Origin of the sequence: Pseudomonas sp. CMR5c, assembly GCF_003850545.1 — a bacterium.
GTDB classification, from domain to species: Bacteria; Pseudomonadota; Gammaproteobacteria; order Pseudomonadales; family Pseudomonadaceae; genus Aquipseudomonas; species Aquipseudomonas piscis.
The window spans coordinates 99,801-125,417 of sequence record NZ_CP027705.1 but is presented as its reverse complement, the minus strand read 5'-3'; the positions used below and the strand labels follow the sequence as shown (position 1 = coordinate 125,417).

24 protein-coding genes are annotated in these 25,617 nt (G+C 63.7%); 20 read left to right on the top strand and 4 right to left on the bottom strand.

The features are described from left to right. Positions 1 to 519: 519 nt before the first annotated feature. Both C4K40_RS00630 and C4K40_RS00625 read right to left on the bottom strand, forming a co-directional pair. A complete protein-coding gene (locus C4K40_RS00630) occupies positions 520 to 1,740 on the bottom strand; it encodes a CaiB/BaiF CoA-transferase family protein (protein WP_053137952.1) in 1,221 nt (406 codons plus the stop codon). Between the two features lie 13 nt (positions 1,741 to 1,753). Further along, on the bottom strand, positions 1,754 to 2,935 hold the full coding sequence (locus tag C4K40_RS00625) for an acyl-CoA dehydrogenase (protein WP_022642742.1): 1,182 nt from the start codon (positions 2,933 to 2,935) through the stop codon (positions 1,754 to 1,756). A gap of 157 nt (positions 2,936 to 3,092) precedes the next feature. Between C4K40_RS00625 and C4K40_RS00620 the strand changes: the two genes are divergently transcribed. The 11 genes from C4K40_RS00620 (at position 3,093) to C4K40_RS00570 (ending at position 13,221) form a co-directional block, all read left to right on the top strand. Continuing rightward, positions 3,093 to 3,992 (top strand): LysR family transcriptional regulator, encoded by a 900-nt coding sequence (locus C4K40_RS00620; RefSeq protein WP_022642741.1) that lies wholly within the window; start codon positions 3,093 to 3,095, stop codon positions 3,990 to 3,992. Between the two features lie 447 nt (positions 3,993 to 4,439). Further along, positions 4,440 to 5,561, top strand: coding sequence for a Re/Si-specific NAD(P)(+) transhydrogenase subunit alpha (locus C4K40_RS00615; RefSeq protein ID WP_022642740.1), 1,122 nt, complete (start codon positions 4,440 to 4,442; stop codon positions 5,559 to 5,561). A 15-nt stretch (positions 5,562 to 5,576) separates the two neighbouring features. Beyond that, positions 5,577 to 5,897 carry an NAD(P) transhydrogenase subunit alpha gene (locus C4K40_RS00610; RefSeq protein ID WP_003233786.1) on the top strand — a complete coding sequence of 107 codons (321 nt, stop codon included), beginning with the start codon at positions 5,577 to 5,579 and terminating at the stop codon, positions 5,895 to 5,897. Then, positions 5,897 to 7,333 carry an NAD(P)(+) transhydrogenase (Re/Si-specific) subunit beta gene (locus C4K40_RS00605; RefSeq protein ID WP_053137949.1) on the top strand — a complete coding sequence of 479 codons (1,437 nt, stop codon included), beginning with the start codon at positions 5,897 to 5,899 and terminating at the stop codon, positions 7,331 to 7,333. The genes C4K40_RS00610 and C4K40_RS00605 overlap by 1 nt, the downstream gene beginning before the upstream one ends. Positions 7,334 to 7,512: 179 nt before the next feature. Next, complete coding sequence (locus tag C4K40_RS00600; RefSeq protein ID WP_031321048.1) at positions 7,513 to 9,006, top strand: acetyl-CoA hydrolase/transferase family protein; 1,494 nt, start codon at positions 7,513 to 7,515, stop codon at positions 9,004 to 9,006. 320 nt (positions 9,007 to 9,326) lie between these two features. Next, positions 9,327 to 9,542 carry a DUF1127 domain-containing protein gene (locus C4K40_RS00595; RefSeq protein WP_022642737.1) on the top strand — a complete coding sequence of 72 codons (216 nt, stop codon included), beginning with the start codon at positions 9,327 to 9,329 and terminating at the stop codon, positions 9,540 to 9,542. Positions 9,543 to 9,811: 269 nt separating this feature from the next. Next, positions 9,812 to 10,024: a DUF1127 domain-containing protein gene (locus tag C4K40_RS00590; protein WP_022642736.1), complete on the top strand. Its 213-nt coding sequence runs from the start codon at positions 9,812 to 9,814 to the stop codon at positions 10,022 to 10,024. A 158-nt stretch (positions 10,025 to 10,182) separates the two neighbouring features. Continuing rightward, a complete protein-coding gene (locus C4K40_RS00585; protein ID WP_022642735.1) occupies positions 10,183 to 10,503 on the top strand; it encodes a DUF2388 domain-containing protein in 321 nt (106 codons plus the stop codon). Between the two features lie 109 nt (positions 10,504 to 10,612). Beyond that, a complete protein-coding gene (locus tag C4K40_RS00580; protein WP_022642734.1) occupies positions 10,613 to 10,915 on the top strand; it encodes a DUF2388 domain-containing protein in 303 nt (100 codons plus the stop codon). Between the two features lie 27 nt (positions 10,916 to 10,942). Beyond that, entirely contained in the window at positions 10,943 to 11,263 is a 321-nt protein-coding gene (locus tag C4K40_RS00575) for a DUF2388 domain-containing protein (RefSeq protein ID WP_022642733.1), read from the top strand. Next, positions 11,260 to 13,221, top strand: coding sequence for a DUF4105 domain-containing protein (locus tag C4K40_RS00570; protein WP_053137946.1), 1,962 nt, complete (start codon positions 11,260 to 11,262; stop codon positions 13,219 to 13,221). Before C4K40_RS00575 ends, C4K40_RS00570 begins: the two co-directional genes overlap by 4 nt. Before the next feature lie 85 nt (positions 13,222 to 13,306). Here C4K40_RS00570 and C4K40_RS00565 read toward each other — a convergent pair whose 3' ends face one another. Next, positions 13,307 to 13,708, bottom strand: coding sequence for a GFA family protein (locus C4K40_RS00565; protein WP_053137943.1), 402 nt, complete (start codon positions 13,706 to 13,708; stop codon positions 13,307 to 13,309). Between the two features lie 318 nt (positions 13,709 to 14,026). Between C4K40_RS00565 and C4K40_RS00560 the strand changes: the two genes are divergently transcribed. The 9 genes from C4K40_RS00560 to C4K40_RS00520 all read left to right on the top strand — a co-directional run bounded on the left by C4K40_RS00560 (position 14,027) and on the right by C4K40_RS00520 (position 24,257). Then, positions 14,027 to 15,334 (top strand): CitMHS family transporter, encoded by a 1,308-nt coding sequence (locus tag C4K40_RS00560; protein WP_022642730.1) that lies wholly within the window; start codon positions 14,027 to 14,029, stop codon positions 15,332 to 15,334. A gap of 68 nt (positions 15,335 to 15,402) precedes the next feature. Beyond that, on the top strand, positions 15,403 to 16,167 hold the full coding sequence (locus C4K40_RS00555) for a TerC family protein (RefSeq protein ID WP_053137940.1): 765 nt from the start codon (positions 15,403 to 15,405) through the stop codon (positions 16,165 to 16,167). Between the two features lie 224 nt (positions 16,168 to 16,391). Continuing rightward, a complete protein-coding gene (locus tag C4K40_RS00550) occupies positions 16,392 to 18,050 on the top strand; it encodes a Na/Pi cotransporter family protein (RefSeq protein ID WP_053137937.1) in 1,659 nt (552 codons plus the stop codon). Positions 18,051 to 18,108: 58 nt separating this feature from the next. Then, the gene (locus C4K40_RS00545; protein ID WP_053137934.1) at positions 18,109 to 19,491 is read left to right on the top strand and encodes a pitrilysin family protein; all 1,383 of its coding nucleotides are present in this window, start codon (positions 18,109 to 18,111) and stop codon (positions 19,489 to 19,491) included. Between the two features lie 162 nt (positions 19,492 to 19,653). Next, complete coding sequence (locus C4K40_RS00540) at positions 19,654 to 20,697, top strand: DUF5924 family protein (protein ID WP_022642727.1); 1,044 nt, start codon at positions 19,654 to 19,656, stop codon at positions 20,695 to 20,697. Positions 20,698 to 20,751: 54 nt separating this feature from the next. Next, positions 20,752 to 21,900 carry an ABC transporter permease gene (locus C4K40_RS00535; RefSeq protein WP_031321044.1) on the top strand — a complete coding sequence of 383 codons (1,149 nt, stop codon included), beginning with the start codon at positions 20,752 to 20,754 and terminating at the stop codon, positions 21,898 to 21,900. Then, positions 21,897 to 22,700 carry an ABC transporter ATP-binding protein gene (locus C4K40_RS00530; protein ID WP_022642725.1) on the top strand — a complete coding sequence of 268 codons (804 nt, stop codon included), beginning with the start codon at positions 21,897 to 21,899 and terminating at the stop codon, positions 22,698 to 22,700. Before C4K40_RS00535 ends, C4K40_RS00530 begins: the two co-directional genes overlap by 4 nt. A 1-nt stretch (position 22,701) precedes the next feature. Next, positions 22,702 to 23,640 (top strand): MlaD family protein, encoded by a 939-nt coding sequence (locus C4K40_RS00525; protein ID WP_022642724.1) that lies wholly within the window; start codon positions 22,702 to 22,704, stop codon positions 23,638 to 23,640. Then, a complete protein-coding gene (locus C4K40_RS00520) occupies positions 23,637 to 24,257 on the top strand; it encodes an ABC-type transport auxiliary lipoprotein family protein (protein WP_022642723.1) in 621 nt (206 codons plus the stop codon). The genes C4K40_RS00525 and C4K40_RS00520 overlap by 4 nt, the downstream gene beginning before the upstream one ends. Before the next feature lie 30 nt (positions 24,258 to 24,287). Here C4K40_RS00520 and C4K40_RS00515 read toward each other — a convergent pair whose 3' ends face one another. Further along, positions 24,288 to 25,517 carry a nucleoside recognition domain-containing protein gene (locus tag C4K40_RS00515; RefSeq protein WP_022642722.1) on the bottom strand — a complete coding sequence of 410 codons (1,230 nt, stop codon included), beginning with the start codon at positions 25,515 to 25,517 and terminating at the stop codon, positions 24,288 to 24,290. Positions 25,518 to 25,617 lie beyond the last annotated feature (100 nt).

Here is a 25,617-nt window from a genome sequence, read left to right as displayed (position 1 = left end):
CCCACACGAATTGCTTGATTCAGTTGTTAAAGAGCGGTTGGTTAAGATCTTTCGTCTCAACCGAGGCGCGCATTCTACAGCAGCCTCATTTGCTGTCAAGTGATTTTTTTAAGAAGTTTTCAAAGTTTCCTTTGCAACTTCAACCACTTGCGCTTTCGATCTCTCGTTAGCGGGAGGCGAATTCTACAGCGTTACACGCTGCTGTCAACACCTCTTTTTAACCGCTTTCGATCGAGAGGATCGAAACGCTAACAAGGCTACTTTCGCTGCCTTATCAGCTCCTTTCGGACTTCGATGAACTGAAGCGTGACCGCTGCCGAAATCTTCGTAACTCGTTGAATTTCAAGGAGTTTTCCGTTTCGACTGCGCCGGAAGTGGGGCGAATTATAGAGACATTAAACTCGCCGTCAACACTTATTTTCAGATTTCCATGAATAATCCCCAAAACCCCGTAAAAGGCTGTCCCGGGCAGCGTTACATGGAACGCAAAGCGCTTCTCTATATATAAGAAGGAAGGCTCTACAACACTCCCGACTGCTTCAAGCTATCCACGGCCTCGGCCTGCATACCCAGCACGCGCTGCAGAACTTGCTGCGTATGCTCACCCAACAGAGGAGGGGCCTGACGATATTCCACCGGCGTCTCAGAGAGACGAATCGGACTGGCCACCTGGGGCACCATCCCCGCCAAGGCATGCGGCAACTCCACAGCCAGGCCACGGGACACCACCTGCGGATCGGCAAACACCTGGGACAGGTCGTTGATAGGCCCGCACGGCACCCCAGCCTGCTCCAGCTGGCTGACCCACTGCGCCGTAGTCTTGAATACCGTCGCCTGGCGGATCAGAGGAATCAGCACCGCGCGATTGGCCACCCGCAGCTTGTTGGTGGCGAACCGAGGGTCATCCGCCCACTGCGGCTGGCCCGCCACTTCGGCAAACTTGCGAAACTGCCCGTCATTACCCACGGTAAGGATGAAGTCGCCATCTGCCGTCGGAAAATCCTGATAGGGCACTATATTAGGATGGGCATTACCCAGGCGCTTGGGCGCGACTCCCGTCGTCAGGTAGTTCATCGCCTGGTTCGCCAGGCACGCGACCTGGACATCCAGCAGCGCCATGTCGATATGCTGCCCGCTGCCACCCTGATCCCGGTGGGCCAGGGCCGCCAGGATCGCCACCGTCGAATAGAGCCCGGTCAGGATGTCGGTCAAGGCCACGCCGACCTTCACCGGCCCGGCACCTTCTTCACCTTCGGGCCGGCCAGTCAGGCTCATCAGCCCACCCAACCCCTGGATCATGAAGTCATAACCCGCCCGCTTGGCATAAGGCCCCGTCTGGCCGAACCCGGTGATCGAGCAATAGATCAGGCGCGGATTGACCGCCTTCAGCGACTCATAGTCCAGGCCATAGGCCGCCAGGCCGCCCACCTTGAAGTTCTCGATGACGATGTCCGACTTGGCCGCCAGTTCGCGCACCAGTTGCTGGCCCTCCGGGCGGGTGAAGTCGATGGTCACCGATTGCTTGTTACGGTTGGCCGACAGGTAATAGGCGGCCTCCGTGGTGTTCTCGCCATAGGCGTCCTTCAAGAAGGGCGGGCCCCAGGCACGGGTATCGTCACCGTTGCCCGGACGCTCGACCTTGATGACCTCCGCCCCCAGGTCCGCCAGGATCTGGCCGGACCATGGCCCGGCCAGGACCCGCGATAAATCCAGTACCCGCAGATGCGATAACGCGCCCATGGCCGCTCTCCTATTAATAGAACGCCTGGATACCGGTCTGTGCGCGCCCCAGGATCAGCGCATGCACGTCATGGGTGCCTTCATAGGTGTTGACCACCTCCAGGTTCACCAGGTGACGGGCGATGCCGAACTCGTCGGAGATACCGTTGCCGCCCAGCATGTCGCGGGCCATGCGGGCAATCTCCAGGGACTTGCCGCAGGAGTTGCGCTTCATGATCGAAGTGATTTCCACCGCCGCGGTGCCTTCATCCTTCATCCGGCCCAGGCGCAGGCAGCCTTGCAGGGCGAGGGTGATCTCGGTCTGCATGTCCGCCAGCTTCTTCTGGATCAGCTGGGTCGCCGCCAGGGGACGGCCGAACTGCTGGCGATCGAGGGTGTACTGGCGAGCGGTGTGCCAGCAGAACTCGGCGGCACCCAGGGCGCCCCAGGAAATGCCGTAGCGCGCCGAGTTCAGGCAGGTGAACGGACCTTTGAGGCCGCGCACATCAGGGAAGATGTTCTCTTCCGGCACGAATACGTTGTCCATGACGATCTCGCCGGTGATCGACGCCCGCAGGCCGACCTTGCCATGGATAGCCGGGGCGCTCAGGCCCTTCCAGCCTTTCTCCAGGACAAAGCCACGGATATCGCCAGCGTCATCCTTGGCCCAGACCACGAACACATCGGCGATCGGGCTGTTGGTGATCCACATCTTGCTGCCGGTCAGGCTGTAGCCGCCATCCACCTTGCGCGCACGGGTCACCATGGCGCCCGGATCGGAGCCATGGTTGGGTTCGGTCAGGCCGAAGCAGCCAATCCACTCACCGGAAGCCAGCTTCGGCAGGTACTTCTGCTTTTGCGCCTCGGTGCCGAATTCGTTGATCGGCACCATCACCAGGGACGACTGCACGCTCATCATCGAGCGGTAACCGGAATCCACACGCTCCACTTCACGGGCGATCAGGCCGTAGCACACATAATTCAGGCCACTGCCGCCGTATTGCTCGGGAATGGTCGCGCCCAGCAGGCCCACTTCACCCATCTCGCGGAAGATCGCCGGATCGGTCTGCTCATGGCGGAAAGCCTCCAGGACCCGCGGCATCAGCTTGCCCTGGGCAAACTGCTCGGCGCTGTCGCGCACCATGCGCTCTTCTTCGGTCAGTTGCTGATCCAGCAGAAGGGGATCGATCCAGTTGAAGCTTGCTTTGCCGCCCATGGGAGAGTCCTCGTGAAGTAGGCCAACTATCGTGGATTGATCCTAGGCCTGGTCGTCCCCCCGGGCAAACGAGGATTTCGCATACTGTTGTGCTAATTTCTCACTTCGAAATGGCGTCAAGTGCCATTTACAGCATTCATTAGTGAGATTGCCGTACATGCGCAGAAAAATCCCCAGCACCGCCGCACTCATCAGCTTCGAAGCCGCCGCCCGTCACGAGAGCTTCACCAAGGCCGCCCTGGAACTTTCCCTGACCCAGGGCGCGGTATGCCGCCAGATCGCCAGCCTGGAGGAGTTCCTCGGCGTCGAGCTGTTCCGCCGCTCCCGACGCGGGGTCAAGCTGACCGAGGCCGGCCTGTCCTATAGTCGCCGGGTCGCCACCCAGCTGGATGCGGTGGAACGCGACACGCTATCGGTGATGGGGCAGCAGGGCGCCAACGTCATCGAACTGGCCGTGGTCCCGACCTTCGGCACCCAATGGCTGCTGCCACGCCTCAAGGACTTCCAGCAACGGCATCCGGACGTCACGGTCAACCTGACCAACCGCACCCGGCCATTCCTGTTCGCCGATACTCCCTTCGACGCTGCCATCTACTTCGGCGACGCCGACTGGTCCGGCACCCAGTCACACCGCCTGATGGATGAACACCCCATGCCGGTATGCAGCCCGGCCATGCTGGGCGAACTTCAACAGTTATCCCCCGAAGCCATTGCCGAGCTGCCCTTGCTACAGCAGACCACCCGGCCCTACGCCTGGCGCCAGTGGTTCAACTCCCAGCAGTTGAGCGTCCCACGGGACATGACAGGCCCACGCTACGAGCTATTCTCAATGCTCGCCCAGGCAGCCATGCACAACATGGGCATCGCCTTGATCCCGCCGTTCCTGATCCAGCGCGAACTGGCGGAGAAGCGCCTGGTGATCGCCAACCCCAAGGCCCTGTCGAGCATCAAGGCGTACTACCTGATGATTCCCGAACGGAAGGTGGAGTCAGCTTCATTGCGGGCATTTCGCGATTGGCTGGTACGCCAGGCACACAGCTATACCTTGGAAAACTGAGGCCTCCAGCCATAATTGACCCCGTAGTCAGAAAAAATAAAACACTACAGATATAACTATTTGTCGCATTTAGGCAGACTGTACCGACACCTAGCAAAAACCTTCTCCAAGCAGCTAACCACGCGGGTTGTAGGGTTTATTGGTAGGCAATGTGTGAGCATTCATGTCACCGATGCGAAAAAACTTAAATTTGCGGTAAAAGCCTTGAAAGCCACAGCCTGCAAGGCTTTACCCCTGATGGTTGCGACATTCGGTCACGGGGTGACTTGTAGTTAATTTTCCGTCACTAGTCAGAATTCCTTGAAGGCCTCAAAGTTCGCCTGCAAAATGCCGCGCCCCGCTGTGATTTCAGCGGGATCGTGCTGATCGGCCGCCCCAGCGCCCCTGCGTAGTGCGCTGGCCTTCTAAGAAAGATCGCAAGCAATAAGATCAAGCAGGAGATTTGACGTGCACATTGGTGTTCCTCTCGAAACCCAGACGGGTGAAACACGGGTTGCTGCAACCCCGGAAACCATCAAGAAGCTGATCGGCCAGGGTCATAAGGTCACCGTGCAAAGCGGCGCCGGCATCAATGCCAGCGTGCTGGACAGTGCCTACGAAGCGGCAGGGGCAACCATTGGCAGCGCCAACGATGCCTTCGGCGCCGAGCTGATCCTCAAGGTCGTGGCTCCCAACGACAGCGAACTGGCCCTGATCAAGAGCGGGACCGTCCTGGTGGGCATGCTCAACCCGTTCAGCAATGAAACCATTGCCAAGCTGGCCGAGCGCGGGATCACCGCCTTCGCCCTGGAAGCCGCGCCGCGCACCTCCCGGGCCCAGAGCCTGGACGTGCTGTCCTCCCAGGCCAACATCGCCGGCTACAAGGCAGTGTTGCTGGCAGCCCACTATTACCCGCGCTTCATGCCGATGCTGATGACCGCCGCCGGCACCGTGAAGGCTGCCCGCGTGCTGATCCTCGGCGCCGGCGTGGCTGGCCTGCAGGCCATCGCCACGGCCAAGCGCCTGGGTGCGGTGATCGAGGCTTCCGACGTGCGCCCGGCGGTGAAGGAGCAGATCGAGTCCCTGGGCGCCAAGTTCGTCGACGTGCCCTACGAAACCGACGAAGAACGCGAATGCGCCGAAGGCGTCGGTGGCTACGCTCGCCCCATGCCAGCCAGCTGGATGCAGCGCCAGGCCCTGGCCGTGCACGAGCGCGCCAAGCAGGCCGATATCGTCATCACCACGGCCCTGATCCCGGGCCGCAAGGCGCCGACACTGCTGAGCGCCGATACCGTGGCCCAGATGAAGCCCGGCTCGGTGGTCATCGACCTGGCCGCCGCCCAAGGCGGCAACTGCCCGCTGACCGTGGCTGACCAGGTGGTGATCGAGCATGGCGTGACCATCGTCGGCCCGACCAACCTCGCCGGCGCGGTGGCCGCCGATGCCTCGGCCCTGTACGCCCGTAACCTGCTGGACTTCCTGAAGCTTGTCTTCACTAAAGAAGGGCAGTTCGAAGTCAACCTCGAAGACGACATCGTCGCCGCGTGCCTGATGTGCCGCGACGGCCAAGTCATCCGCAAAAACGCCTAAGCAGGGATTCAGACGATGGAAGAGCTCATCTCCCCCGGTATCTACAACCTGATCATCTTCGTGCTGGCGATCTATGTCGGTTACCACGTGGTCTGGAACGTCACACCCGCACTGCACACGCCGCTGATGGCGGTGACCAACGCCATTTCCGCGATCGTCATCGTCGGCGCCATGCTGGCCGCCGCCCTGACCGTGACTCCGCTGGGCAAGACCATGGGCACCCTGGCCGTGGCCCTGGCCGCGGTCAACGTGTTCGGTGGCTTCCTGGTCACCCGCCGCATGCTGGAAATGTTCAAGAAGAAAGCGCCCAAAGCCAAAGAAGAGGTGCAGAAGTAATGAGTATGAACCTGGTAACCACCCTCTACCTGATCGCCTCGGTGTGCTTCATCCAGGCGCTCAAGGGCCTTTCGCACCCGACTACGTCGCGCCGCGGCAACCTGTTCGGCATGCTCGGCATGGCCCTGGCGGTACTGACCACCGTCGGCTTGATCTACAAGCTCGGCGCCGAGCTCGCCACCGCCGGCATCGGCTATGTGATCGTCGGCCTGCTGATCGGCGGCACCGCCGGTTCGATCATGGCCAAGCGCGTCGAAATGACCAAGATGCCTGAGCTCGTGGCCTTCATGCATAGCATGATCGGCCTGGCCGCGGTGTTCATCGCCATCGCCGCCGTGGTCGAGCCGCAGTCCCTGGGCATCGTCAAGCACCTGGGCGACTCGATCCCGACCGGTAACCGCCTGGAGCTGTTCCTCGGCGCGGCCATCGGCGCCATCACCTTCTCCGGTTCGGTGATCGCCTTCGGCAAGCTGTCGGGCAAGTACAAGTTCCGCCTGTTCCAGGGCGCACCGGTACAGTTCGCCGGCCAGCACAAGCTGAACCTGGTACTGGGCCTGGCCACCATCGGCCTGGGCGTCACCTTCATGATCACCGGCAACCTGGGCGCCTTCGCCCTGATGCTGGCCCTGGCCTTCGTCATGGGCGTGCTGATCATCATCCCCATCGGCGGTGCCGACATGCCGGTGGTGGTGTCGATGCTCAACAGCTACTCGGGCTGGGCCGCGGCGGGTATCGGCTTCTCGCTGAACAACTCGATGCTGATCATCGCCGGCTCCCTGGTGGGCTCCAGCGGCGCGATCCTCTCCTACATCATGTGCAAGGCGATGAACCGCTCGTTCTTCAACGTGCTGCTCGGCGGTTTCGGCAACAGCGCCGATGCCGGTGGTCCGGCAGGCGCCCAGGAGGCCCGTCCGGTGAAGTCCGGCTCGGCCGACGACGCGACCTTCCTGCTGACCAACGCCGACACCGTGATCATCGTGCCCGGCTACGGCCTGGCGGTGGCACGCGCCCAGCACGCATTGAAGGAACTCACCGAGAAACTGGTCCATCGTGGCGTGACCGTGAAGTACGCGATCCACCCGGTGGCAGGGCGCATGCCTGGCCATATGAACGTGCTGCTGGCCGAGGCCGAAGTGCCGTACGACCAGGTGTTCGAGATGGAGGACATCAACTCCGAGTTCGGCCAGGCCGACGTGGTACTGGTGCTCGGCGCCAACGACGTGGTCAACCCGGCGGCGAAGAACGATCCGAAGTCGCCCATCGCCGGCATGCCGATCCTCGAGGCCTTCAAGGCCAAGACCATCATCGTCAACAAGCGCTCCATGGCCAGCGGTTATGCCGGCCTGGACAACGAACTGTTTTACCTGGACAAGACCATGATGGTCTTCGGCGACGCCAAGAAAGTCATCGAGGACATGGTCAAGGCCGTCGAATAATCCTGCCGTAGCGCAATACCCAAGACCTCAGCCTTTAGTAGGCTGGGGTTTTTTATTTACTCCAGAAAGCCGACGGAAGGCTCTAGGACAGGGCCTTTCATTCGACCTTTGTCGCGGGGCGTTTTTTCTGGAAATCACTAGACTGCGCTTCTTGCTTTCGTTGCCCGAGATAACAATCCATGTACCGTGATCGTATCCGCTTGCCTTCGTTGTTGGATAAGGTGATGAGCGCCGCAGACGCTGCCGCTCTGATTGAGGACGGCATGACCGTCGGCATGAGCGGCTTCACCCGCGCCGGTGAAGCCAAGGCCGTGCCCCATGCCCTGGCCGAACGGGCCAAGGTGTCACCGCTTAAAATCAGCCTGATGACCGGCGCCAGCCTGGGCAACGACCTGGACAAGGAACTGACCGAGGCCGGCGTGCTGGCCCGGCGCATGCCGTTCCAGGTGGATAGCACCCTGCGCAAGGCGATCAACGCCGGCAAGGTGATGTTCATCGACCAGCACCTGTCGGAAACCGTCGAACAACTGCGCAACCAGCAGCTCAAGTTGCCGGACATCGCCGTGATCGAGGCAGTAGCCATCACCGAGCAGGGGCATATCGTGCCGACCACCTCGGTGGGCAACTCCGCCAGCTTCGCGATCTTCGCCAAGCAAGTGATCGTCGAGATCAACATGGCGCACAACCCGAACCTGGAAGGGTTGCACGACATCTATATCCCGACCTATCGCCCAACCCGTACGCCGATCCCGCTGGTGAAGGTCGACGACCGCATCGGCAGCACCGCCATCCCGATCCCGGCGGACAAGATCGCCGCCATCGTCATCACCGACCAGTCCGACTCGCCGTCCACCGTCTCGACCCCGGACAGCGAGACCCAGGGCATCGCCAACCACCTGATCGACTTCCTCAAGCGGGAAGTACAAGCCGGGCGCATGAGCAACAAGCTCGGCCCGCTGCAGGCCGGTATCGGCAACATCGCCAACGCGGTGATGTGCGGCCTGATCGAGTCGCCCTTCGAAAACCTGACGATGTACTCCGAAGTGCTGCAGGACTCGACCTTCGACCTGATCGACGCCGGCAAGCTGAGCTTCGCCTCGGGCAGCTCCATCACCCTGTCGAGCCGGCGCAACGCCGATGTGTTCGGCAACCTGGAGCGCTACAAGGACAAGCTGGTGCTGCGCCCGCAGGAGATCTCCAACCACCCCGAGGTGGTGCGGCGCCTGGGCATCATCGGTATCAACACTGCGCTGGAGTTCGACATCTACGGCAACGTCAACTCCACCCACGTCTGCGGCACCAAGATGATGAACGGCATCGGCGGCTCGGGTGACTTCGCCCGTAACGCGCACCTGGCGATCTTCGTCACCAAGTCGATCGCCAAGGGTGGCGCGATTTCCAGCGTGGTACCCATGGTCAGCCATGTGGACCACACCGAGCACGACGTCGACATCCTCGTCACCGAGATCGGCCTGGCCGACCTGCGCGGCCTGGCGCCACGGGAGCGGGCACGGGTGATCATCGATAACTGCGTGCATCCGTCCTACCGCGACGCCCTCAACGATTACTTCACCAAGGCCTGCGCCCTGGGTGGCCACACCCCGCACATCCTGCGTGAAGCCCTGAGCTGGCACATCAACCTGGAAGAAACCGGGAAGATGCTCGCCGAGTGATGAATACAGTCGGCGGCTGACGCAAGCACAGTTGCGTCAGTCCGCCGGCTCCATCGTCAGTCAGTTACAAAAACTGTACTGCTGTACCGGTCTTTTCCCCGCCTGAAATCGCCCTTCATCGATCAAAAACCCACGAAATGCACCAAAAAGGTGCTGACAGGTACAGTTGCGCCATTTCGGAACAGTACAGCCCCTATAAACAGTTAACTGGTCTTTCACAATACAGGTGAACTGTATCTACAGAGTCTTGCGCCGGAAGAGGATCATGGGCACCAGTTAAACCACTACCTGATCCCGCCACAAGCGGAAGGATGTCAACCATGGAACGTACACTCAGTTCCGAACTGTTCTTCGAAGACAAGGCTGTTAAATCCCAGGCTTCCCTGCCTCTGCGCGTTCTCGCCAACCTGATGCTGTGGCAGCGCCGCATCTCCAGCCGCCATCAACTGGCTCGCCTGGATTCGCGTCTGCTGGCCGATGCCGGGATCAGCGAAGCGCAACGCTACGAAGAGCTGAGCAAGCCGTTCTGGCGCTAACTCAGCGTCGCTGGCCCTGACCCACCGGGTCCACCGCCAGCACCCCGAATCGCATACACAAGACCCGCCGCGGGAAACCGCGGCGGGTCTTGTGCTTCATGGCCGCTGGAACCTGGAATACAGCCAGGCAAACCGGAACAGGTACAGTTTTAAATAAACAAAAATTGCACCAGTACAATTTAACACTGGTGTATCTGCCAGGGACCATTCGCTCCTCGCATGATGAAGCTTCCAAACCACGGGCTAGACGCCTCATAGAGGAACCCATCATGGACTCGCCAACCCATTCGACCGCCAGCCACCCACAACCCGCCAAGGGCCCGAATCCCTGGTACGCCTGGTTGAGCGCCATCGCGCACATGGGCGAACGGGCCAGGACCCGCAAGCTCCTGGCCCAGTTGGACGAACGTGAACTGGCGGACAGCGGCATCAGCCACTGCGACAGGACAGCGGAGCTGCAAAAACCGTTCTGGCGAACCTGAACAGCTCTGGGCGAACGCAACGACGAGGCCTAATATCGGGCATGACGTGGCTAGTTCCTCCCGTGCTGCGTCAGAGCAATCGGACACAGCACCTTGCAGTGGCTGCCCGGCGTATCACTCAGCGCCTTTCATTGTCTGTTCATCCACAGGAGTTACCCATGCCTCGTCTCCGCCTGCTTAGCGCCGCAGCCCTGCTGGCCCTGGCCGCCAACGCCCACGCCAGCAGCCTGATCGTTACCACCGACGCCATTGTCGGTGCACTCAAGGCCACCTCGGATGCCACCTCCGACGCCACCTCCTCACTGCGTGACAACAAGATCGTTCGCGCCGCCCGGGACGACGCCGCCAGCTTCGTCGCCACCGATGGCGCCATTCGCGGGGTGAAGCTGGAAAGCGCCTTCGCCCACATCCGCCAGCAAGCGCCACAGCTGCAGCAGGCCACCGATACCCAGTTGGCCCAAGCCATCCTGGCGATCTGAGGTGTGCCCGGTCCAGGTGCCCCAGCGCACCTGAACCGCTCTGCGCTGGTCCTTGGCGCCCCGTTGCGCTAGCCTTTGCGCTGGTTTTCAGCTACCGGGATCCACAGGTTTGTTTCGTATTGCCTTTTCCACTCCAGTACTGCTCCTGATCTGTTGGGCCAACCCGGCCCAGGCATTCGACCTGATCACCCAAGGCTCGGTCGTCAGCGTCTACGCCACAAGCCAGGTGACCTCCGCGCCCTTCGACCATAAACTGCTACTCGCCGCCCAGGATGATGCCGCCGCCTTCGTTGCAACCGACGGCCAACTGCGTGGCGCCCGCCTGGAATCCGCGCTGAAATACCTGCGCGCAGCCCCGGCGAAATTGCATGCCGGCGACCTTGAACTGGCGCAGGCAATTCTCGTCCAATAGCTATCCCCGTACCCCCGGAGTCATCCCATGCGTAGCCCGCTGATTGCCGCCACCCTCGGCCTGTTGTTGTTGGCCGACGTGGCCCAGGCACATACCCTGGTGGCCACCAGTAACATCATCGTCCGTGCCTTCGGTCGCACCATCGATTTCACCTCGGACACCACCACCTCGATCCGTGACTCCAAGCTCGTGCGCGAAGCCCATGACGACGCCGCCAGCTTCGTCGCCAGCAACGGCGATATCCGTGGCGCCCAGCTGGAAGCCGCCTTCGACACCCTGCGGGCCCGCGTACCGGAAGCCCGCGATGCCAGCGACCAGGTACTGGCCGAAGCCATCCTCGCCCTGTGAAGCCGCTGCGCGCCTGGCTGCTGGCAACGACCCTGGGCTTGCTCTGCGGCACCGCCCAGGCCGACCTCAAGCTGCGCCTGAAGACCGATGGCCTGACCCCGCAGCAGCAACAAGCCAGCCAGGCCCTGCTGGACGAAGCGATGCAGGCATTGCCGCCACGCTTCATCCAGCAGCTGGATCGCACCATCGCCGTCGGCTGGACCGATCGCATGCCCGACAACGCCTACGGTGAAGCCTCCCTGGTAGCGGAGCTGGACCTCAACCGCGCACTGTTGCCGAGCCTTGCCGACGGTTCCGCCGCCACCCAGAAAACCAGCCGCCCCCATGGCACCGTGCGCCGGGAAATGCTTGCCACCGTGCTCCATGAGCTGACCCATATCTATGATCGTGCGCGCCTCTGGCCCAGCGCCGAACGCAACCTGATCCAACGCTGCACCCGCAACAACGGCACCACCGGCCTGATCGGCCTGCCGGACGCCTGCCGTGGCCAGAACGATCGCCGCTTCACCCTGAGCGACGACCCGCGCCTGCTGGACCTGGCCGGCTGGCAGCAGTACGTCGGCCGCCGCGGGGAGCGCGAGCAGCACAACCGCCAGATCGCCCGCAGCCCCGACCTCTACGAGACGACCAACCCCAAAGAGTTCGTCGCGGTGAACATGGAGTACTTCCTCCTGGACCCGAGCTACGCCTGCCGGCGTCCGGCGCTCTACCGCTACTACCAGGAACATTTCGGCTGGGCGCCCGCTGCCAAGGACACTTGCGCCAAGTCCTTCGCCTTCCTCAATGCGGGCAACGACTTCGCCAAGACGCCCCTGGGGAAGGTCGACCCGGAGCGGGTCTACGCGGTGGACTACCTGCTGGCCGAAGCCAACCAGAACTGGGTCAGTCGCTGGGGCCACAGCATGCTGCGCCTGGTGATCTGTGCCCCGGGCCGGCCCCGTGGACCAGACTGCCGACTGGACCTGGACCAGCACCTGGTGCTGTCCTATCGCGCCTTCGTCGGCGACGTGCAGCTCTCCAGCTGGGATGGCCTGGTGGGCAAGTACCCGTCGCGGCTGTTCATCCTGCCGCTGGCCCAGGTGATCGACGAATACACCAAGACCGAGCTGCGCAGCCTGGCCTCGGTACCCTTGAAACTCTCGCGCAGCGAGATCGAGGAAGTGGTGGAACACGCCGCCGAGATGCACTGGAGCTACGACGGCAACTATTACTTCCTGTCCAACAACTGCGCCGTGGAGAGCCTCAAGCTGCTGCGCAGCGGCAGCAACAACAAGCAACTGGTCGGCCTGGACAGCATCATGCCCAATGGCCTGCTGGAAGTGCTCAAGGGCAGGGGACTGGCCGATACCAGCGTGCTCGACGATCCCCGAGAGGCCCTGCGCCTGGGTTATCGCTTCGACTCGTTCCGCGATCGCTACCAGGCGATGTTCGAGGTCATCAGGAAGAACCTGCCGATCAAGCAGGCCAACGTCGAGGACTGGCTGTCACTGAGCGCCGAGCAACGCCGCCAGTGGTTCGCCCAGGCCGACCTGCGCACCAGCGCCGCCTTGCTGCTCCTGGAGCAGGCGAGCTTTCGCCGCCAGCTATTGCTGGCCCAGGACGAGGTCAAGCAACGTTACCTGGGCGCCCGCGAGCTGAAGAATGGCGGCATGGAGAAGGCCAACCAGACCCTGCAGCAGATTCTCGCCAACAGCGGTTTTCTCAGCCGCCCGGCGGAGCTACTGGGTAGCAGCGGCTATGGCTTGCCGCAACCTGGAGAATGGCGGCGCCTGGAGGCCGAGAGCAGCCAGCGGCAGAAGCAGTTGCAATCCCTGACCGGCGACCTGGACAAGGAAGTGCGGGCCTTGCTGGAACCAGCCCGCGCTGCCGAGATCGCCGCCAACGAAGCCAACCTCAAGCAGGTGGGCGAACACCTGCGGGCGCTGCACAAGGCCGCCGGCGGTCTGGAACTGCCATAACCGCAGCCGAGCGAAAAGGACCGCAGGCCTTGCTTGGTGGTCTTGAGAGCCTCTCGACCACTGCGCGCTCGGGCGCAGCCTGGGGCTACAGGGCTTCTTGCGGTTCCTGCGGCAAGTGCTCGTCCAGGTGCAGCCAGGGCAGGCGGCTGTCGGTCCAGATATGCCGCTGTGCCGGGGCCTGCTCCGGATGATCCAGGGTGGCGATGGTGACGTCGATGCTGTCCGGGCTCAGCTGGGTGATGAGCGCCAGGTGCGCCCCGCAATCAGCGCAGAAATACCGGGCGCAACTGGCGGACGAGTCATAGCGGGCCGGGTTGCCCGCCAGCCACCTGAATGCCGAGGCGGGCAGGGTGATCCAGGTCGTGACCAAGCCGCCGCTGACCCGACGACAGATCGAACAATGGCAGTGGGCGATATCCTGCAACGGCCCGCTGAATTGATAACGCACCCGGCCGCAATGGCAGCCCCCACTGTGCAATGGGTCCATGTCCCTGCCTCCTTTGCCTTGAAGTCCTTCACTGTATGCCGCCTGTCGGGCATTGCCACAGCCCCGACTTCCTTTCTTCGGCGAAAGCTGGCTGAAAGCTTGCCCCATTAGCATCGCCCCCCACTGCCGGCGACAGACCGGCTGGCCACAGCGGGCGCTCAGCGCTCCCGGTCCAATTAACAACAACAATGGTGATTCTGATGTCCGCTCGTACCCGCCTGTTCGCTATCCCTGCTCCCGTACGCCTCGTGCTTGCCGTCCCGCGCTGAACCCACCCGGTCCGACATTCCCTAGCCGCGCTACGCCTGGAGTATTCCCATGCTGACTTTCCTTGGCTTCGCCATGGTCATCACGTTCATGTTCCTGATCATGACCAAGCGCCTGTCGGCGCTGATCGCCCTGATCATCGTGCCGATCCTGTTCGCCCTGTTCGGTGGCTTCGCGCCGAAGATCGGCCCGATGATGCTCGAAGGCATCACCAAGCTGGCCCCCACCGGCGTGATGCTGATGTTCGCCATCCTGTACTTCGCCCTGATGATCGACTCCGGGTTGTTCGACCCTGCAGTGCGCAAGATCCTCAAGCTGGTCAAGGGCGACCCGCTGAAGGTCTCGGTAGGCACCGCGGTGCTGGCACTGGTGGTATCGCTGGACGGTGACGGCGCCACCACCTACATGATCTGCGTGGCCGCCATGCTGCCGCTGTACAGCCGCATCGGCATGAGCCCGCGGATCATGGCCGGCCTGATCATCCTCGCCGGCGGCGTGATGAACATGACGCCCTGGGGCGGTCCCACTGCCCGCGCCGCCAGTGCGCTGCACGTGGACCCTTCGGATATCTTCGTGCCGATGATCCCGGCGATGCTGGCCGGCGTGGTGGCGATCCTGGCCATCGCCTACCTGTACGGCAAGCGCGAGCGCGCTCGCCTGGGCGAACTGCACCTGGTCGGCGACGAGGTGGACCATAGCGAGATCAGCGTCTCGCAGTTCCCCGACGCCCGCCGGCCGAAGCTGATCTGGTTCAACGGTGCCCTGACCTTCGCCCTGATGTGCGCGCTGATCGCCGGCCTGCTGCCTCTGCCCGTGCTGTTCATGGTGGCGTTCAGCATCGCCATGATCGTCAACTATCCCTGCCTGCAGCAGCAGAAGGACCGGGTCGCGGCCCACGCCGGCAGCGTGCTGGCGGTGGTCGGGCTGATCTTCGCTGCGGGGATCTTCACCGGCATCCTGTCCGGCACCGGCATGGTCGACGCCATGTCCAAGAGCCTGCTGGCGGTGATCCCCGAGGCCCTGGGCCCTTACCTCGCGGTCATCACCGCCCTGGTGAGCATGCCGTTCACCTTCTTCATGTCCAACGATGCCTTCTACTACGGGGTCCTGCCGGTACTGGCCGAGGCCGCCAGCCACTACGGCATCACCGCGGTGGAGATGGCTCGCGCGTCGATCGTCGGCCAACCCGTACACCTGCTCAGCCCGCTGGTACCCTCGACCTACCTGTTGGTGGCCCTGGCCGGCATCGAGTTCGGCGATCACCAGCGCTTCACCCTCAAGTGGGCAGTGCTGGTCTGCCTGTGCATAATGCTCGCCGCCTTGTTGATGGGAATATTTCCCCTGTTCAGCACTCTATAAAAGACCACAGATTCTTCGCCCTGGCCGATCGTCGGACGGGGCCATAACCCTCGCTCAAAGGAACACACATGGAATGGCTGACCAACCCGGAAATCTGGGTTGCCTTCTTCACCCTGACGGCCCTGGAGATCGTCCTGGGCATCGACAACATCATCATGATCTCGATCCTGGTCAGCCGCATGCCCAAGCACATGCAGGCCCGCACCCGGATCTTCGGCCTGGCCCTGGCGATGATCACGCGGATCATGCTGCTGTTGTCGATCACCTGGGTCATGCGCCTGACCGACGACCTGTTCACCGTGCTCGGCCAGGGTATCTCCGGGCGTGACCTGATCCTGTTCTTCGGTGGCCTGTTCCTGCTGTGGAAAAGCTCCCAGGAGATGTACCACGCCCTGGAAGGCGAGGATGAGTCCAGCGACGAACCCAAGGGCAAGGGCGGCAACTTCATCTACACCATCATCCAGATCGCGATCATCGACATCGTGTTCTCCCTGGACTCGGTGATCACCGCGGTGGGCATGGTTTCCCACGTGCCGGTAATGGTGGCGGCGATCGTCGTCGCGGTGCTGGTGATGATGCTGGCCTCGGGCACCATCAGCGAATTCATCGACAAGCACCCATCGCTGAAGATGCTCGCGCTGTCGTTCCTGCTGGTGGTCGGTACCGTACTGATCGCCGAAGCCTTCGACGTGCATGTGCCCAAGGGCTATGTGTACTTCGCCATGGCCTTCTCCCTGGCGGTGGAAGTCATCAACATCAAGTTGCGCACCAACCTGGCGAAGAAAAAACAAGTGGATCCAGTGAAACTGCGCAAGGACATTCCCGGTCAATAAACCGAATGCGCTGGAATCGCTGAAATGAAAAAGGGGCTTTCGGGCCCCTTTTGCTTGTCCGGTACATGACGCTTTCATAACAGTTATGTTTCAGTCGCCGGAACAGCTATGCGATGCTGGCGCCCTGTGCGTTAGCCGACTAAAGCTTACATACATAACCTAGAACCGCGCGCAGCAACGTCCATTGGCCCCGCTTGGGGCTCTTCACCCCAGGGGGGCCGTGCATGCTGACCCTGCTCAATCTGCTTTCCGCCGTGGCCCTGCTGGTGTGGGGCACGCATATCGTGCGTACCGGGATCCTGCGGGTCTACGGTTCCAACCTGCGGCACGTGATCGGCCAGAACATGAGCCGGCGTCCGCTGGCGTTCATCGCCGGGATCCTGGTAACGGCCATGGTCCAGAGCAGCAACGCCACGGCCATGCTGGTGACCTCCTTCGTCGGCCAGGGCCTGATGGGCCTGACCCCGGCCCTGGCCACCATGCTCGGCGCCGACGTCGGTACCGCCCTGATGGCCCGGGTGCTGACTTTCGACCTGTCGTGGCTCTCGCCGCTGCTGATCTTCATCGGGGTGATGTTCTTCCTCTCGCGCAAGCAGACCCGCGCCGGCCAACTGGGCCGGGTCGGCATCGGCCTGGGCCTGATCATCCTGGCCCTGCAACTGATCGTGGAAGCTGCCGCACCCATCACCCATGCCCAGGGGGTGAAGGTGCTGTTCGCCTCGCTGACCGGCGACATCCTGCTGGATGCGCTGATGGGCGCGGTGTTCGCCATGGTCTCCTATTCCAGCCTGGCCGCCGTGCTGCTCACCGCCACCCTGGCCGGAGCCGGGGTCATCGGCCTGCCGGTGGCCATCGGCCTGGTGATCGGGGCCAACATCGGCAGCGGCGTGCTGGCCTTTCTCAGCACCAGCATGCAGAACGCCGCCGGGCGCCAGGTGGCCCTGGGCAGCTTGCTGTACAAGCTGATCGGCCTGCTGCTGATCATCCCGGTCCTCGATCCGCTGGCCCACTGGATGGACAGCCTGGATTTCAGTGCCCAGGAAGTGGTGATCGGCTTCCACCTGCTCTACAACACCGCCCGTTGCCTGCTGCTGTTGCCCAGTGTCGGCCCCATGGCGCGGCTCTGCGCCTGGCTGCTGCCCGAGCGCGCCCAGGAGAATGGCCGGGCACGGCCGCGCCACCTGGACCCCACTGCCCTGGTCACGCCCAGCCTGGCCCTGGCCAACGCCGCCCGGGAAACCCTGCGCATCGGCGACCTGGTGGACAGCATGCTCGAAGCCATGGGCGACGTACTGCGCGGCAAGCAGACCGCCATCACCCAGGAATTGCGGGCCTTGAGCGACGACGTCGAGGCGCTGTACAGCGCCATCAAGCTGTACCTGGCACAGATGCCCCGCGAAGACCTCAGCGACCAGGACAGCCGGCGCTGGGCGGAAATCATCGAACTGGCGATCAACCTCAAGCTGGCCAGCGACCTGATCGAGCGCATGTTGCGCAAGGTCCAGCAGCAGAAAACCTCCCAGCGCCGCTCCTTCTCCGAGGTCGGCCTGGAGGAACTGACCGGCCTGCACGCCCAGCTGATCGCCAACCTGCGCCTGGGGCTCTCGGTGTTCCTCAGTGCCGATCCGGAGAGCGCCCGGCAACTGCTGCGCGAGAAGCGCCGTTTCCGCGCCCAGGAACGGCGCCTGGCCCACGCCCACGTCAGCCGCCTGCAACGCAAGATCGTCCAGAGCATCGAGACCAGCTCCCTGCACCTGGAACTGATCGCCGACATGAAGCGCCTCAACTCGCTGTTCTGCAGCAGCGCCTATGTCGTGCTGGAAACCTCGGATACCGGGGCCCTGGAGGTCGAGGACATGAGCGACATCACCCATTCGCCCTGAACGTCCAGGGTCATGTGCAGTCTCTACAACTTACGCACGCCGTAAGGAAGTTCTTGTTATGCGTTGTCTGTTACTCGCCTGCCTGCTGTTGGGCAGTGCACAAGGATGGGCCCTGGATCGCTTCCAGGTCGAAGACTACACCCTGCCCAATGGCTTGCAGGTGCTGCTCAAGCCCGGCAGCGAACGCGGCCACGTGGCGATCCGCCTGGTAGTCGGCGTGGGCCTGGATGACTTCCCCTGCACCGACAAGGAACTGCCGCACCTGCTCGAGCACCTGTTGTTCAGCGGTATCGACGCCAGCGGCGAGGGTGGCCTGGAAGAACGCATGCAAGCCCTGGGCGGCGAATGGAACGCCTATACCAGCAATGCCGATACCACCTTCGTGATCGAGGCCCCGGCGCGCAACCAGCGCAAGGTCCTCGACCTGCTGCTGTCGCTACTGACCCACACCCGCCTGGACGACAAGGCCCTGGCCAGCGCCAAGCGCGTGGTGGAGCGTGAAGACGGCGGCCATTACTCGCACCTGCAACGCTGGCTCGACCGCCAGGACCTGGGCCACAAGGCCAGCAACCAGCTGGCGGTGGAGCTGGGGCTCAAGTGCGCCGAGCGAGCCGAAGTCAGCCACCTGACCCTGGCCCGGCTGGAGCAGGTGCGCAAGGACTGGTACGCCCCCAACAACATGAGCCTGATCGTGGTGGGCGAACTGGATCGCCTGCTGCCCGCCTATCTGGAGCGCACCTACGGCGCCCTGGAGCCAGTGGAGCCCAGCGAACACCCGCAGCTGCCACAAATGCAGGGCCATGCCGCAGCGGCGCGCAGCCTGATCCGTGGCTGGGTGGGGCAGAGCGCCCAATTGCACTGGCTGTTCCCCGAGCCGGTGCTGGAGCAACAGCACAGCGAGACCTTCGACCTGCTCAAGGATTACCTGGACTGGGCCCTGTACCGCCAGCTGCGCCTGGAGCATGAACTGTCCTACGGCCCCTGGAGCGATCGCGAAGTCTTCGGTGGTGTCGGGTTCCTCAGCCTCAACGCCGACCTGGAGCGCGATGACCTGGACGAAGCACGGCAGGTAGTCGAGCAGTTGCGGGCACATTTGCTGAAGGACGGCCTGGACCCCGCCGCCTTCGCCCGCCTGAAGCAGGCCGCCATCGATCGCCAGGCCTGGGCGGTGCAGGGCAATAGCGCCCTGGCGGACTACTACTGGAGTGCCCTGGGGGATCTTGACGATGGGCGTTTCAGCGATCCGGCCAAGGCCCTGCGCGCCGTGACCCTGGACCAGGCCAACCAGGCCCTGCACCAACTGCTTGAACAGCCGGGCTACCTGCGGATCGAAAAACCCCTGTTGAGCGACGAGCAAGTGCTCTGGATGCTGGGCGGATTGCTGATCCTGGCGGTGCTGGGCGGCGTGGGCGCGGGCCTGCTGCGCCGGCGCACCAGCTGACCCTGGCAGGGCGCTGCATGACAGCCCGAAAACCGGTACCGCCATGCCCATCGGCCGGGCCGACCCGCTTCCCATCCGGGAGCGGGTGGACTCCCTCGCCACGGGCAGCCGCCAACGTTATCCTGTCGCGCTTTTTCCCACCCTGACCGTGACCTGCTGCCGATGCCCGACTGGAACCGACACATACAGCGCCTGCTGGAACTGATCAAGCGCTACCCCGGGGTCATCGCACTCGGCGGCTTCATCTCGGGGGTCTGCAGCTTCATCCTGGTGGACCGGCAACAGGGCCTGGCCTCATGGATCGCCATCATCATGCTGGTGAGCTGGGTCTGGCTGATGCTGGAAAACAGCCTGACCCAGCTGTTCGCCCAGGTTTTCAAGCGCGAGATCCCGCAGCCGCTGCTGCGCTATGCCACGCAGATGATCCACCAGGAAAGCCTGTTCTTCGTCCTGCCGTTCTTTTTCATCACCACCAGCTGGAACAGCGGCCAACTGGCGTTCACCGGGCTACTGGGCGCCGCGGCCCTGGTGTCCATCACCGACCCGCTGTACTACAAGTGGCTGGCCCCTCGCCGCTGGCTGTTCCTGGCCCTGCATACGCTGACGCTGTTCGCCGTGCTGCTGACGGCGCTGCCGCTGATCCTGCACCTGACCACCGCCCAGAGCTTCAAGCTGGCCCTGGGCACCGCCATGTTGCTGTCCTTCCCGAGCCTGGCCTCGATCCTGCCGATCCGCAGCGTACGCAGCGCCCTGACCGTACTGTGCATCACCCTGGCCATCGGCGGCACCGGCTGGCTGCTGCGCTCCTGGGTGCCACCGGCCACCCTGTGGCTGACCGAGGACGCCATCAGTACCCAGCTCCAGGACCGTACTCCAGGCGCCAGCCTGCAAACCCTCAGCGCCAGCCAGGTGCGTGGCAATGGCCTGTATGCCTACACCGCGATCAACGCGCCGCGGGGCCTGGACGAGCGCATCTACCATGTCTGGCAGTTCAACGGCAGCGAGGTGGACCGCATCGCCCTGGACATCCACGGCGGGCGCAAGGAGGGTTACCGCGCCTGGTCCCACAAGCAGAACTTCCCGGCCAACCCCGCCGGCAAATGGCAGGTCCGGGTCGTCACCGAGGACGGCCAGGTGATCGGCGTGCTGCGCTTCCAGATCGACGATCCAGATCAACAGGCGGCCAAGCCCGGCGAGGCAAAGTAATGTGGATCGTGCTATTACGTAGCACTGCAAAATGGCCATACAAGCTTGGAGCTTATGACTACCAGCGTGACGCCCGGCACCGCTCAACTGGATCTTGCCCATTCTCCGGCGCAATTGCGCATCCACGGCGACTGGACGCTGGCGCACTACAGCGACCTGAAGCGCCTCAGCCAATCCCTGGCCGGGCGCTACGATAGCGACACCCACATCGACCTCAATGGCCTCGGCGCCCTGGACACCGCCGGCGCCTCGCTATTGGTGGAGCTACTGGGTGCCGAGCGCCTGGGACGCAGCGCCGAGCATCCCGATTGCACCCTGTCCGCCGCCGACCGTGCCCTGCTGCAAACCGTCTACAGCTCGCTGAACGACTTCTGCGTGCCGGTCAAGCAACCGGAAATCCCGGTGGGCATACAACTGCTCTCGCGCATCGGCGGCTCGGTCTACACCGTCTGGCACGACACCTTGAAGGCCCTGGGCTTCATCGGCCTGATCCTCGAGACCCTGGCCCGCGGCCTGTTGCATCCCAGGCGCTGGCGCATCACCCCGGTGGTGGCGCATATCGAGCAGACCGGCCTGGACGCCGCGCCCATCGTCGCCTTGCTGACCTTCCTGGTGGGGGCGGTGGTGGCCTTCCTCGGCGCCACGGTGCTGGCTGGATTCGGCGCCAGCATCTTCACCGTGGACCTGGTGGCGTTTTCCTTCCTGCGCGAATTCGGCGTGCTGCTGACCGCCATCCTCATGGCTGGGCGTACCGCCAGCGCCTTCACCGCACAGATCGGCTCGATGAAGGCCAACGAGGAAATCGACGCGATTCGCACCCTGGGCCTGGACCCCATGGAATTGCTGGTGCTGCCCCGAGTCCTGGCGCTACTGGTGGCGCTGCCGATGCTGACCTTCCTGGCGATGCTCTCGGGCATCATCGGCGGCGGGGTGGTCTGCGCGCTGTCGCTGGACATCTCACCGGCGATGTTCCTCTCGCTGCTGCATTCGGATATCGGCGTGAAACACTTTCTCCTGGGCCTGGTGAAGGCCCCGATATTCGCCTTCCTGATCGCCGCCATCGGCTGCCTGGAGGGCTTCAAGGTCAGTGGCAGCGCCGAGTCGGTGGGCGCACACACCACTTCCGCGGTAGTGCAGTCGATCTTCGTGGTGATCGTCATCGACGCCGTGGCCGCGCTGTTCTTCATGGAGATGGGCTGGTGAGCCGCCCGCCGCGCGCGCCCGCCGAAGCGGTGATCGAGGTTCGCGGGCTGTGCAACCGCTTCGGCCAGCAGAGCGTGCACGAGAACCTCGACCTGGACGTGTACAAGGGCGAGATCCTCGGCGTGGTCGGTGGCTCGGGCAGCGGCAAGTCGGTCTTGCTGCGCAGTATCGTCGGCCTGCGCCAGCCCAGCGAGGGTTCGGTACGGGTATTCGGCCAGGACCTGCCGAGCTTGCCGGAGCGACAGCGCTCGCTGGTGGAGCGACGTTTCGGCGTGCTGTTCCAGAAGGGCGCGCTGTTCACCTCGCTGACGGTGACCGAGAACGTCGCCCTGCCGCTGATCGAACATGCCGGTCTGTCGCGCGCCGACGCCGAGCACCTGGCGGCAGTGAAGCTGGCCCTGGCCGGCCTGCCGCTGTCGGCGGCCGACAAGTACCCGGCGTCGCTGTCCGGCGGCATGATCAAGCGCGCAGCCCTGGCCCGCGCCCTGGCCCTGGACCCGGACATCCTGTTTCTCGACGAGCCCACCGCCGGCCTCGACCCGGTGGGAGCCGCCGCCTTCGACCAACTGATCCTGACCCTGCGCGATGCCCTGGGCCTGAGCGTGTTCCTGGTCACCCATGACCTGGATACCCTCTACACCATCACCGACCGGGTAGCGGTACTGGCGCAGAAGAAGGTGCTGGTGGCCGATGCCATCGATATCGTCGCCGAGACTGCGGACGCCTGGATCCACGAATACTTCCACGGCCCCCGGGGCCGCGCGGCGTACCAGGCCGCGACACCGACCAACGAGGGATGATATGGAAACCCGAGCCCATCACGTACTGATCGGCCTGTTCACGGTGATCTTGGTGGCCGGCGCCTTGCTGTTCGGCCTGTGGCTGGCCAAGTCCAGCGTCGACAGCGCCTTCCAGGACTACGAGATCGTCTTCAACGAAGCGGTCAGCGGCCTGTCCCGGGGCAGCTCGGTACAGTACAGCGGGATCAAGGTCGGCGACGTGGTCAACCTGCGCCTGGATCCCAAGGACCCGCGCCGGGTGCTGGCGCAGATCCGCCTGGGCGGCGACACGCCGATCAAGGAAGACACCCAGGCCAAACTGGCGCTGACCGGCATCACCGGCACCTCGATCATCCAGCTCAGCGGCGGCACCCCGCAAAGCCCGCCGCTCAAGGGCAAGAACGGCCATCTGCCGAGCATCACCGCCTCCCCATCGCCCATCGCCCGGCTGCTGAACAACAGCGACGACCTGATGACCGGGGTCAACCTGCTGCTGCACAACGCCAACCAGCTGTTCTCCCCGGAGAACGTGGACCGGGTCGGCAGTACCCTGGATAACCTGCAGAAGACCACCGCCAGCATCGCCGAGCAGCGCAACGACTTGCGCCAGCTGATGCAGCAACTGGGGACCATCACCAAGCAGACCAGCGCCATGCTTGAGCAGACCACCGCGCTGATGCGCAACGCCAACGGCCTGCTCAACGACCAGGGCCGGCAGATGTTCGGCAGCGCCCAGCAGGCCATGCGCTCCCTGGAGCAAAGCAGCGCCACCCTCAACCAGCTGCTGAACGACAACCAGGACTCGCTGAGCAACGGCATGCAGGGCCTCAATGGCCTGGCACCGGCCGTGCGCGAATTGCGCGAGACCATGAGCTCGCTGCGGGCCATCACCCGCCGCCTGGAAGCCAACCCCGGTGGTTACCTGCTGGGTAACGAGAAGAACAAGGAGTTCACGCCATGATGCGTGCCAGCCGCCTGTTTGCCCCCCTGGCCCTGGGGACCGTCCTGGCCCTTGGTGGCTGCTCGATCCTGCCCCAGAGCGAGCCGCTGGATATCTACCGCTTGCCGGTGGGCCAGGCCAGCACCCCGGGCAAGGCCCTGCCGTGGTCGCTGCAACTGCTCAAGCCCCAGGCCAGCGATGCCCTGAACAGTGCGCGGATCGCGGTGATCCCCCAGGGCGACCTGCTCAGCAGCTACAAGGCCTCCCGCTGGACCGACCCGGCGCCGATCCTGCTGCGCAACCGGCTGCTGGACGGGTTCCAGCGCGATGGCCGGGTCCAGCTGTTGAGCACCGACGACAGCAACTTGCAGACCGATCTGGCCCTGGGCGGCGATCTGCAGGCGTTCCAGACCGAATACCAGGGCAAGGCCGCCCAGGTGGTGATACGCCTGGATGCGCGGTTGATTCGTGGTGCTGACCAGAAGATCCTCGCCAGCCGACGCTTCGAGGTACGCCAGCCGCTGGCCGAGAACCAGGTGCCGGCAGTGGTGACCGGGTTCGGCCAGGCCAGCGACGTGCTGGCCCGACAGGTGGTGGACTGGGCCGTGGGGCAGGGCAACCAGGTGGGGAAACGCTGAGGTCCGTTGCGCCGGCAGGCCGGCGCAGGATCAGCCGAAGAACCAGTAGCAGACGGCGATCGCCGCGACCACGCCGGCAAATTCCGCCAGCAGGGCGCAGCCCACGGCGTGCCGGACCCGCTGGATACCCACCGCACCGAAATACACCGCCAGCACATAGAAGGTGGTTTCGGTGCTGCCCTGGATGGTCGCCGCCGCCAGCGCCGGGAAGCTGTCCACGCCCTGGCTCTTCATGGTTTCGATCAGCATCGCCCGGGCCGCACTGCCGGAGAACGGCTTGACCATGGCGGTGGGCAGGGCATCGACGAAGCGCGTATCCCAACCGGCCCAGGCCACCAGGTGGCGGATCCCGTCGAGACCGAAGTCCAGGGCGCCGGAAGCCCGCAGCACGCCGATGGCGCACAGCATGGCCACCAGGTACGGCAGCAGGTTCTTGGCGACGTCGAACCCCTCCTTGGCGCCCTCGACGAAAGCCTCGTAGACCTTGACCTTGCGTAGCGCGCCGACCACCAGGAACAGCATGATCAGGCCGAACAGCGTCAGGTTGCCGAGGATCGACGACAGCGATGCCAGGGCCGCCGCCGACAAGCTCGCCAGCAGCGCCATGAAAGCCCCCAGTGCCAGGGCACCGGGAACCAGGTAGGCCAGTACCACCGGATCCCACAACCGCAGGCGCTGCATCACCGCCACCGACAGCAGGCCCACCAGGGTCGAGGCGCTGGTGGCCAGCAGGATCGGCAGGAACACCAGGGTCGGGTCCGCCGCGCCTTGCTGGGCGCGGTACATGAAGATAGTTACCGGCAACAGGGTCAGGGACGATGCGTTGAGCACCAGGAACAGGATCTGCGCGTTGCTCGCGGTAGTGGCGCTGGGGTTGAGCTCTTGCAGGGCGCGCATGGCCTTGAGGCCGATGGGCGTGGCGGCATTGTCCAGGCCCAGGCCGTTGGCGGCGAAGTTCAGGGTGATCAGGCCCAGGGCCGGATGGCCCGGCGGCACTTCCGGCATCAGGCGCTTGAACAGCGGGCCGAGGACCTTGGCCAGCCATTCGACGATGCCGGCCTTCTCGGCGATCCGCAGGAAGCCCAGCCACAGGGTCAGGGTACCGAACAGCAGCACCATGACCTCCACCGACAGCTTGGCCATGGCGAAGATGCTTTCCACCATGGCGGCGAAGATCCCGGCGTTGCCCCCCACCAGCCACTGCGCCAGGGCGGAAACGGTTGCAACGATAAAGAAGCCAAGCCACAGGCCATTGAGCATCGGTCATATCCCTCGGAAGATGCCGCGAATGATAGCGGGGGCTGCAGAAACGACAAACCCCGGATCGACCGGGGTTCGTCTGTTGCGCGGGCCCACCAGG

Coding starts and splice junctions, on each gene's coding strand:
- C4K40_RS00545 (WP_053137934.1), top strand. CDS start 18,109: ATGCGTTGTCTGTTACTCGCCTGCCTGCTGTTGGGCAGTGCACAAGGA.
- C4K40_RS00590 (WP_022642736.1), top strand. CDS start 9,812: ATGGACTCGCCAACCCATTCGACCGCCAGCCACCCACAACCCGCCAAG.
- C4K40_RS00620 (WP_022642741.1), top strand. CDS start 3,093: ATGCGCAGAAAAATCCCCAGCACCGCCGCACTCATCAGCTTCGAAGCC.
- C4K40_RS00605 (WP_053137949.1), top strand. CDS start 5,897: ATGAGTATGAACCTGGTAACCACCCTCTACCTGATCGCCTCGGTGTGC.
- C4K40_RS00535 (WP_031321044.1), top strand. CDS start 20,752: ATGACTACCAGCGTGACGCCCGGCACCGCTCAACTGGATCTTGCCCAT.
- C4K40_RS00585 (WP_022642735.1), top strand. CDS start 10,183: ATGCCTCGTCTCCGCCTGCTTAGCGCCGCAGCCCTGCTGGCCCTGGCC.
- C4K40_RS00610 (WP_003233786.1), top strand. CDS start 5,577: ATGGAAGAGCTCATCTCCCCCGGTATCTACAACCTGATCATCTTCGTG.
- C4K40_RS00550 (WP_053137937.1), top strand. CDS start 16,392: ATGCTGACCCTGCTCAATCTGCTTTCCGCCGTGGCCCTGCTGGTGTGG.
- C4K40_RS00525 (WP_022642724.1), top strand. CDS start 22,702: ATGGAAACCCGAGCCCATCACGTACTGATCGGCCTGTTCACGGTGATC.
- C4K40_RS00600 (WP_031321048.1), top strand. CDS start 7,513: ATGTACCGTGATCGTATCCGCTTGCCTTCGTTGTTGGATAAGGTGATG.
- C4K40_RS00595 (WP_022642737.1), top strand. CDS start 9,327: ATGGAACGTACACTCAGTTCCGAACTGTTCTTCGAAGACAAGGCTGTT.
- C4K40_RS00555 (WP_053137940.1), top strand. CDS start 15,403: ATGGAATGGCTGACCAACCCGGAAATCTGGGTTGCCTTCTTCACCCTG.
- C4K40_RS00630 (WP_053137952.1), bottom strand. CDS start 1,740: ATGGGCGCGTTATCGCATCTGCGGGTACTGGATTTATCGCGGGTCCTG.
- C4K40_RS00560 (WP_022642730.1), top strand. CDS start 14,027: ATGCTGACTTTCCTTGGCTTCGCCATGGTCATCACGTTCATGTTCCTG.
- C4K40_RS00520 (WP_022642723.1), top strand. CDS start 23,637: ATGATGCGTGCCAGCCGCCTGTTTGCCCCCCTGGCCCTGGGGACCGTC.
- C4K40_RS00625 (WP_022642742.1), bottom strand. CDS start 2,935: ATGGGCGGCAAAGCAAGCTTCAACTGGATCGATCCCCTTCTGCTGGAT.
- C4K40_RS00565 (WP_053137943.1), bottom strand. CDS start 13,708: ATGGACCCATTGCACAGTGGGGGCTGCCATTGCGGCCGGGTGCGTTAT.
- C4K40_RS00540 (WP_022642727.1), top strand. CDS start 19,654: ATGCCCGACTGGAACCGACACATACAGCGCCTGCTGGAACTGATCAAG.
- C4K40_RS00515 (WP_022642722.1), bottom strand. CDS start 25,517: ATGCTCAATGGCCTGTGGCTTGGCTTCTTTATCGTTGCAACCGTTTCC.
- C4K40_RS00575 (WP_022642733.1), top strand. CDS start 10,943: ATGCGTAGCCCGCTGATTGCCGCCACCCTCGGCCTGTTGTTGTTGGCC.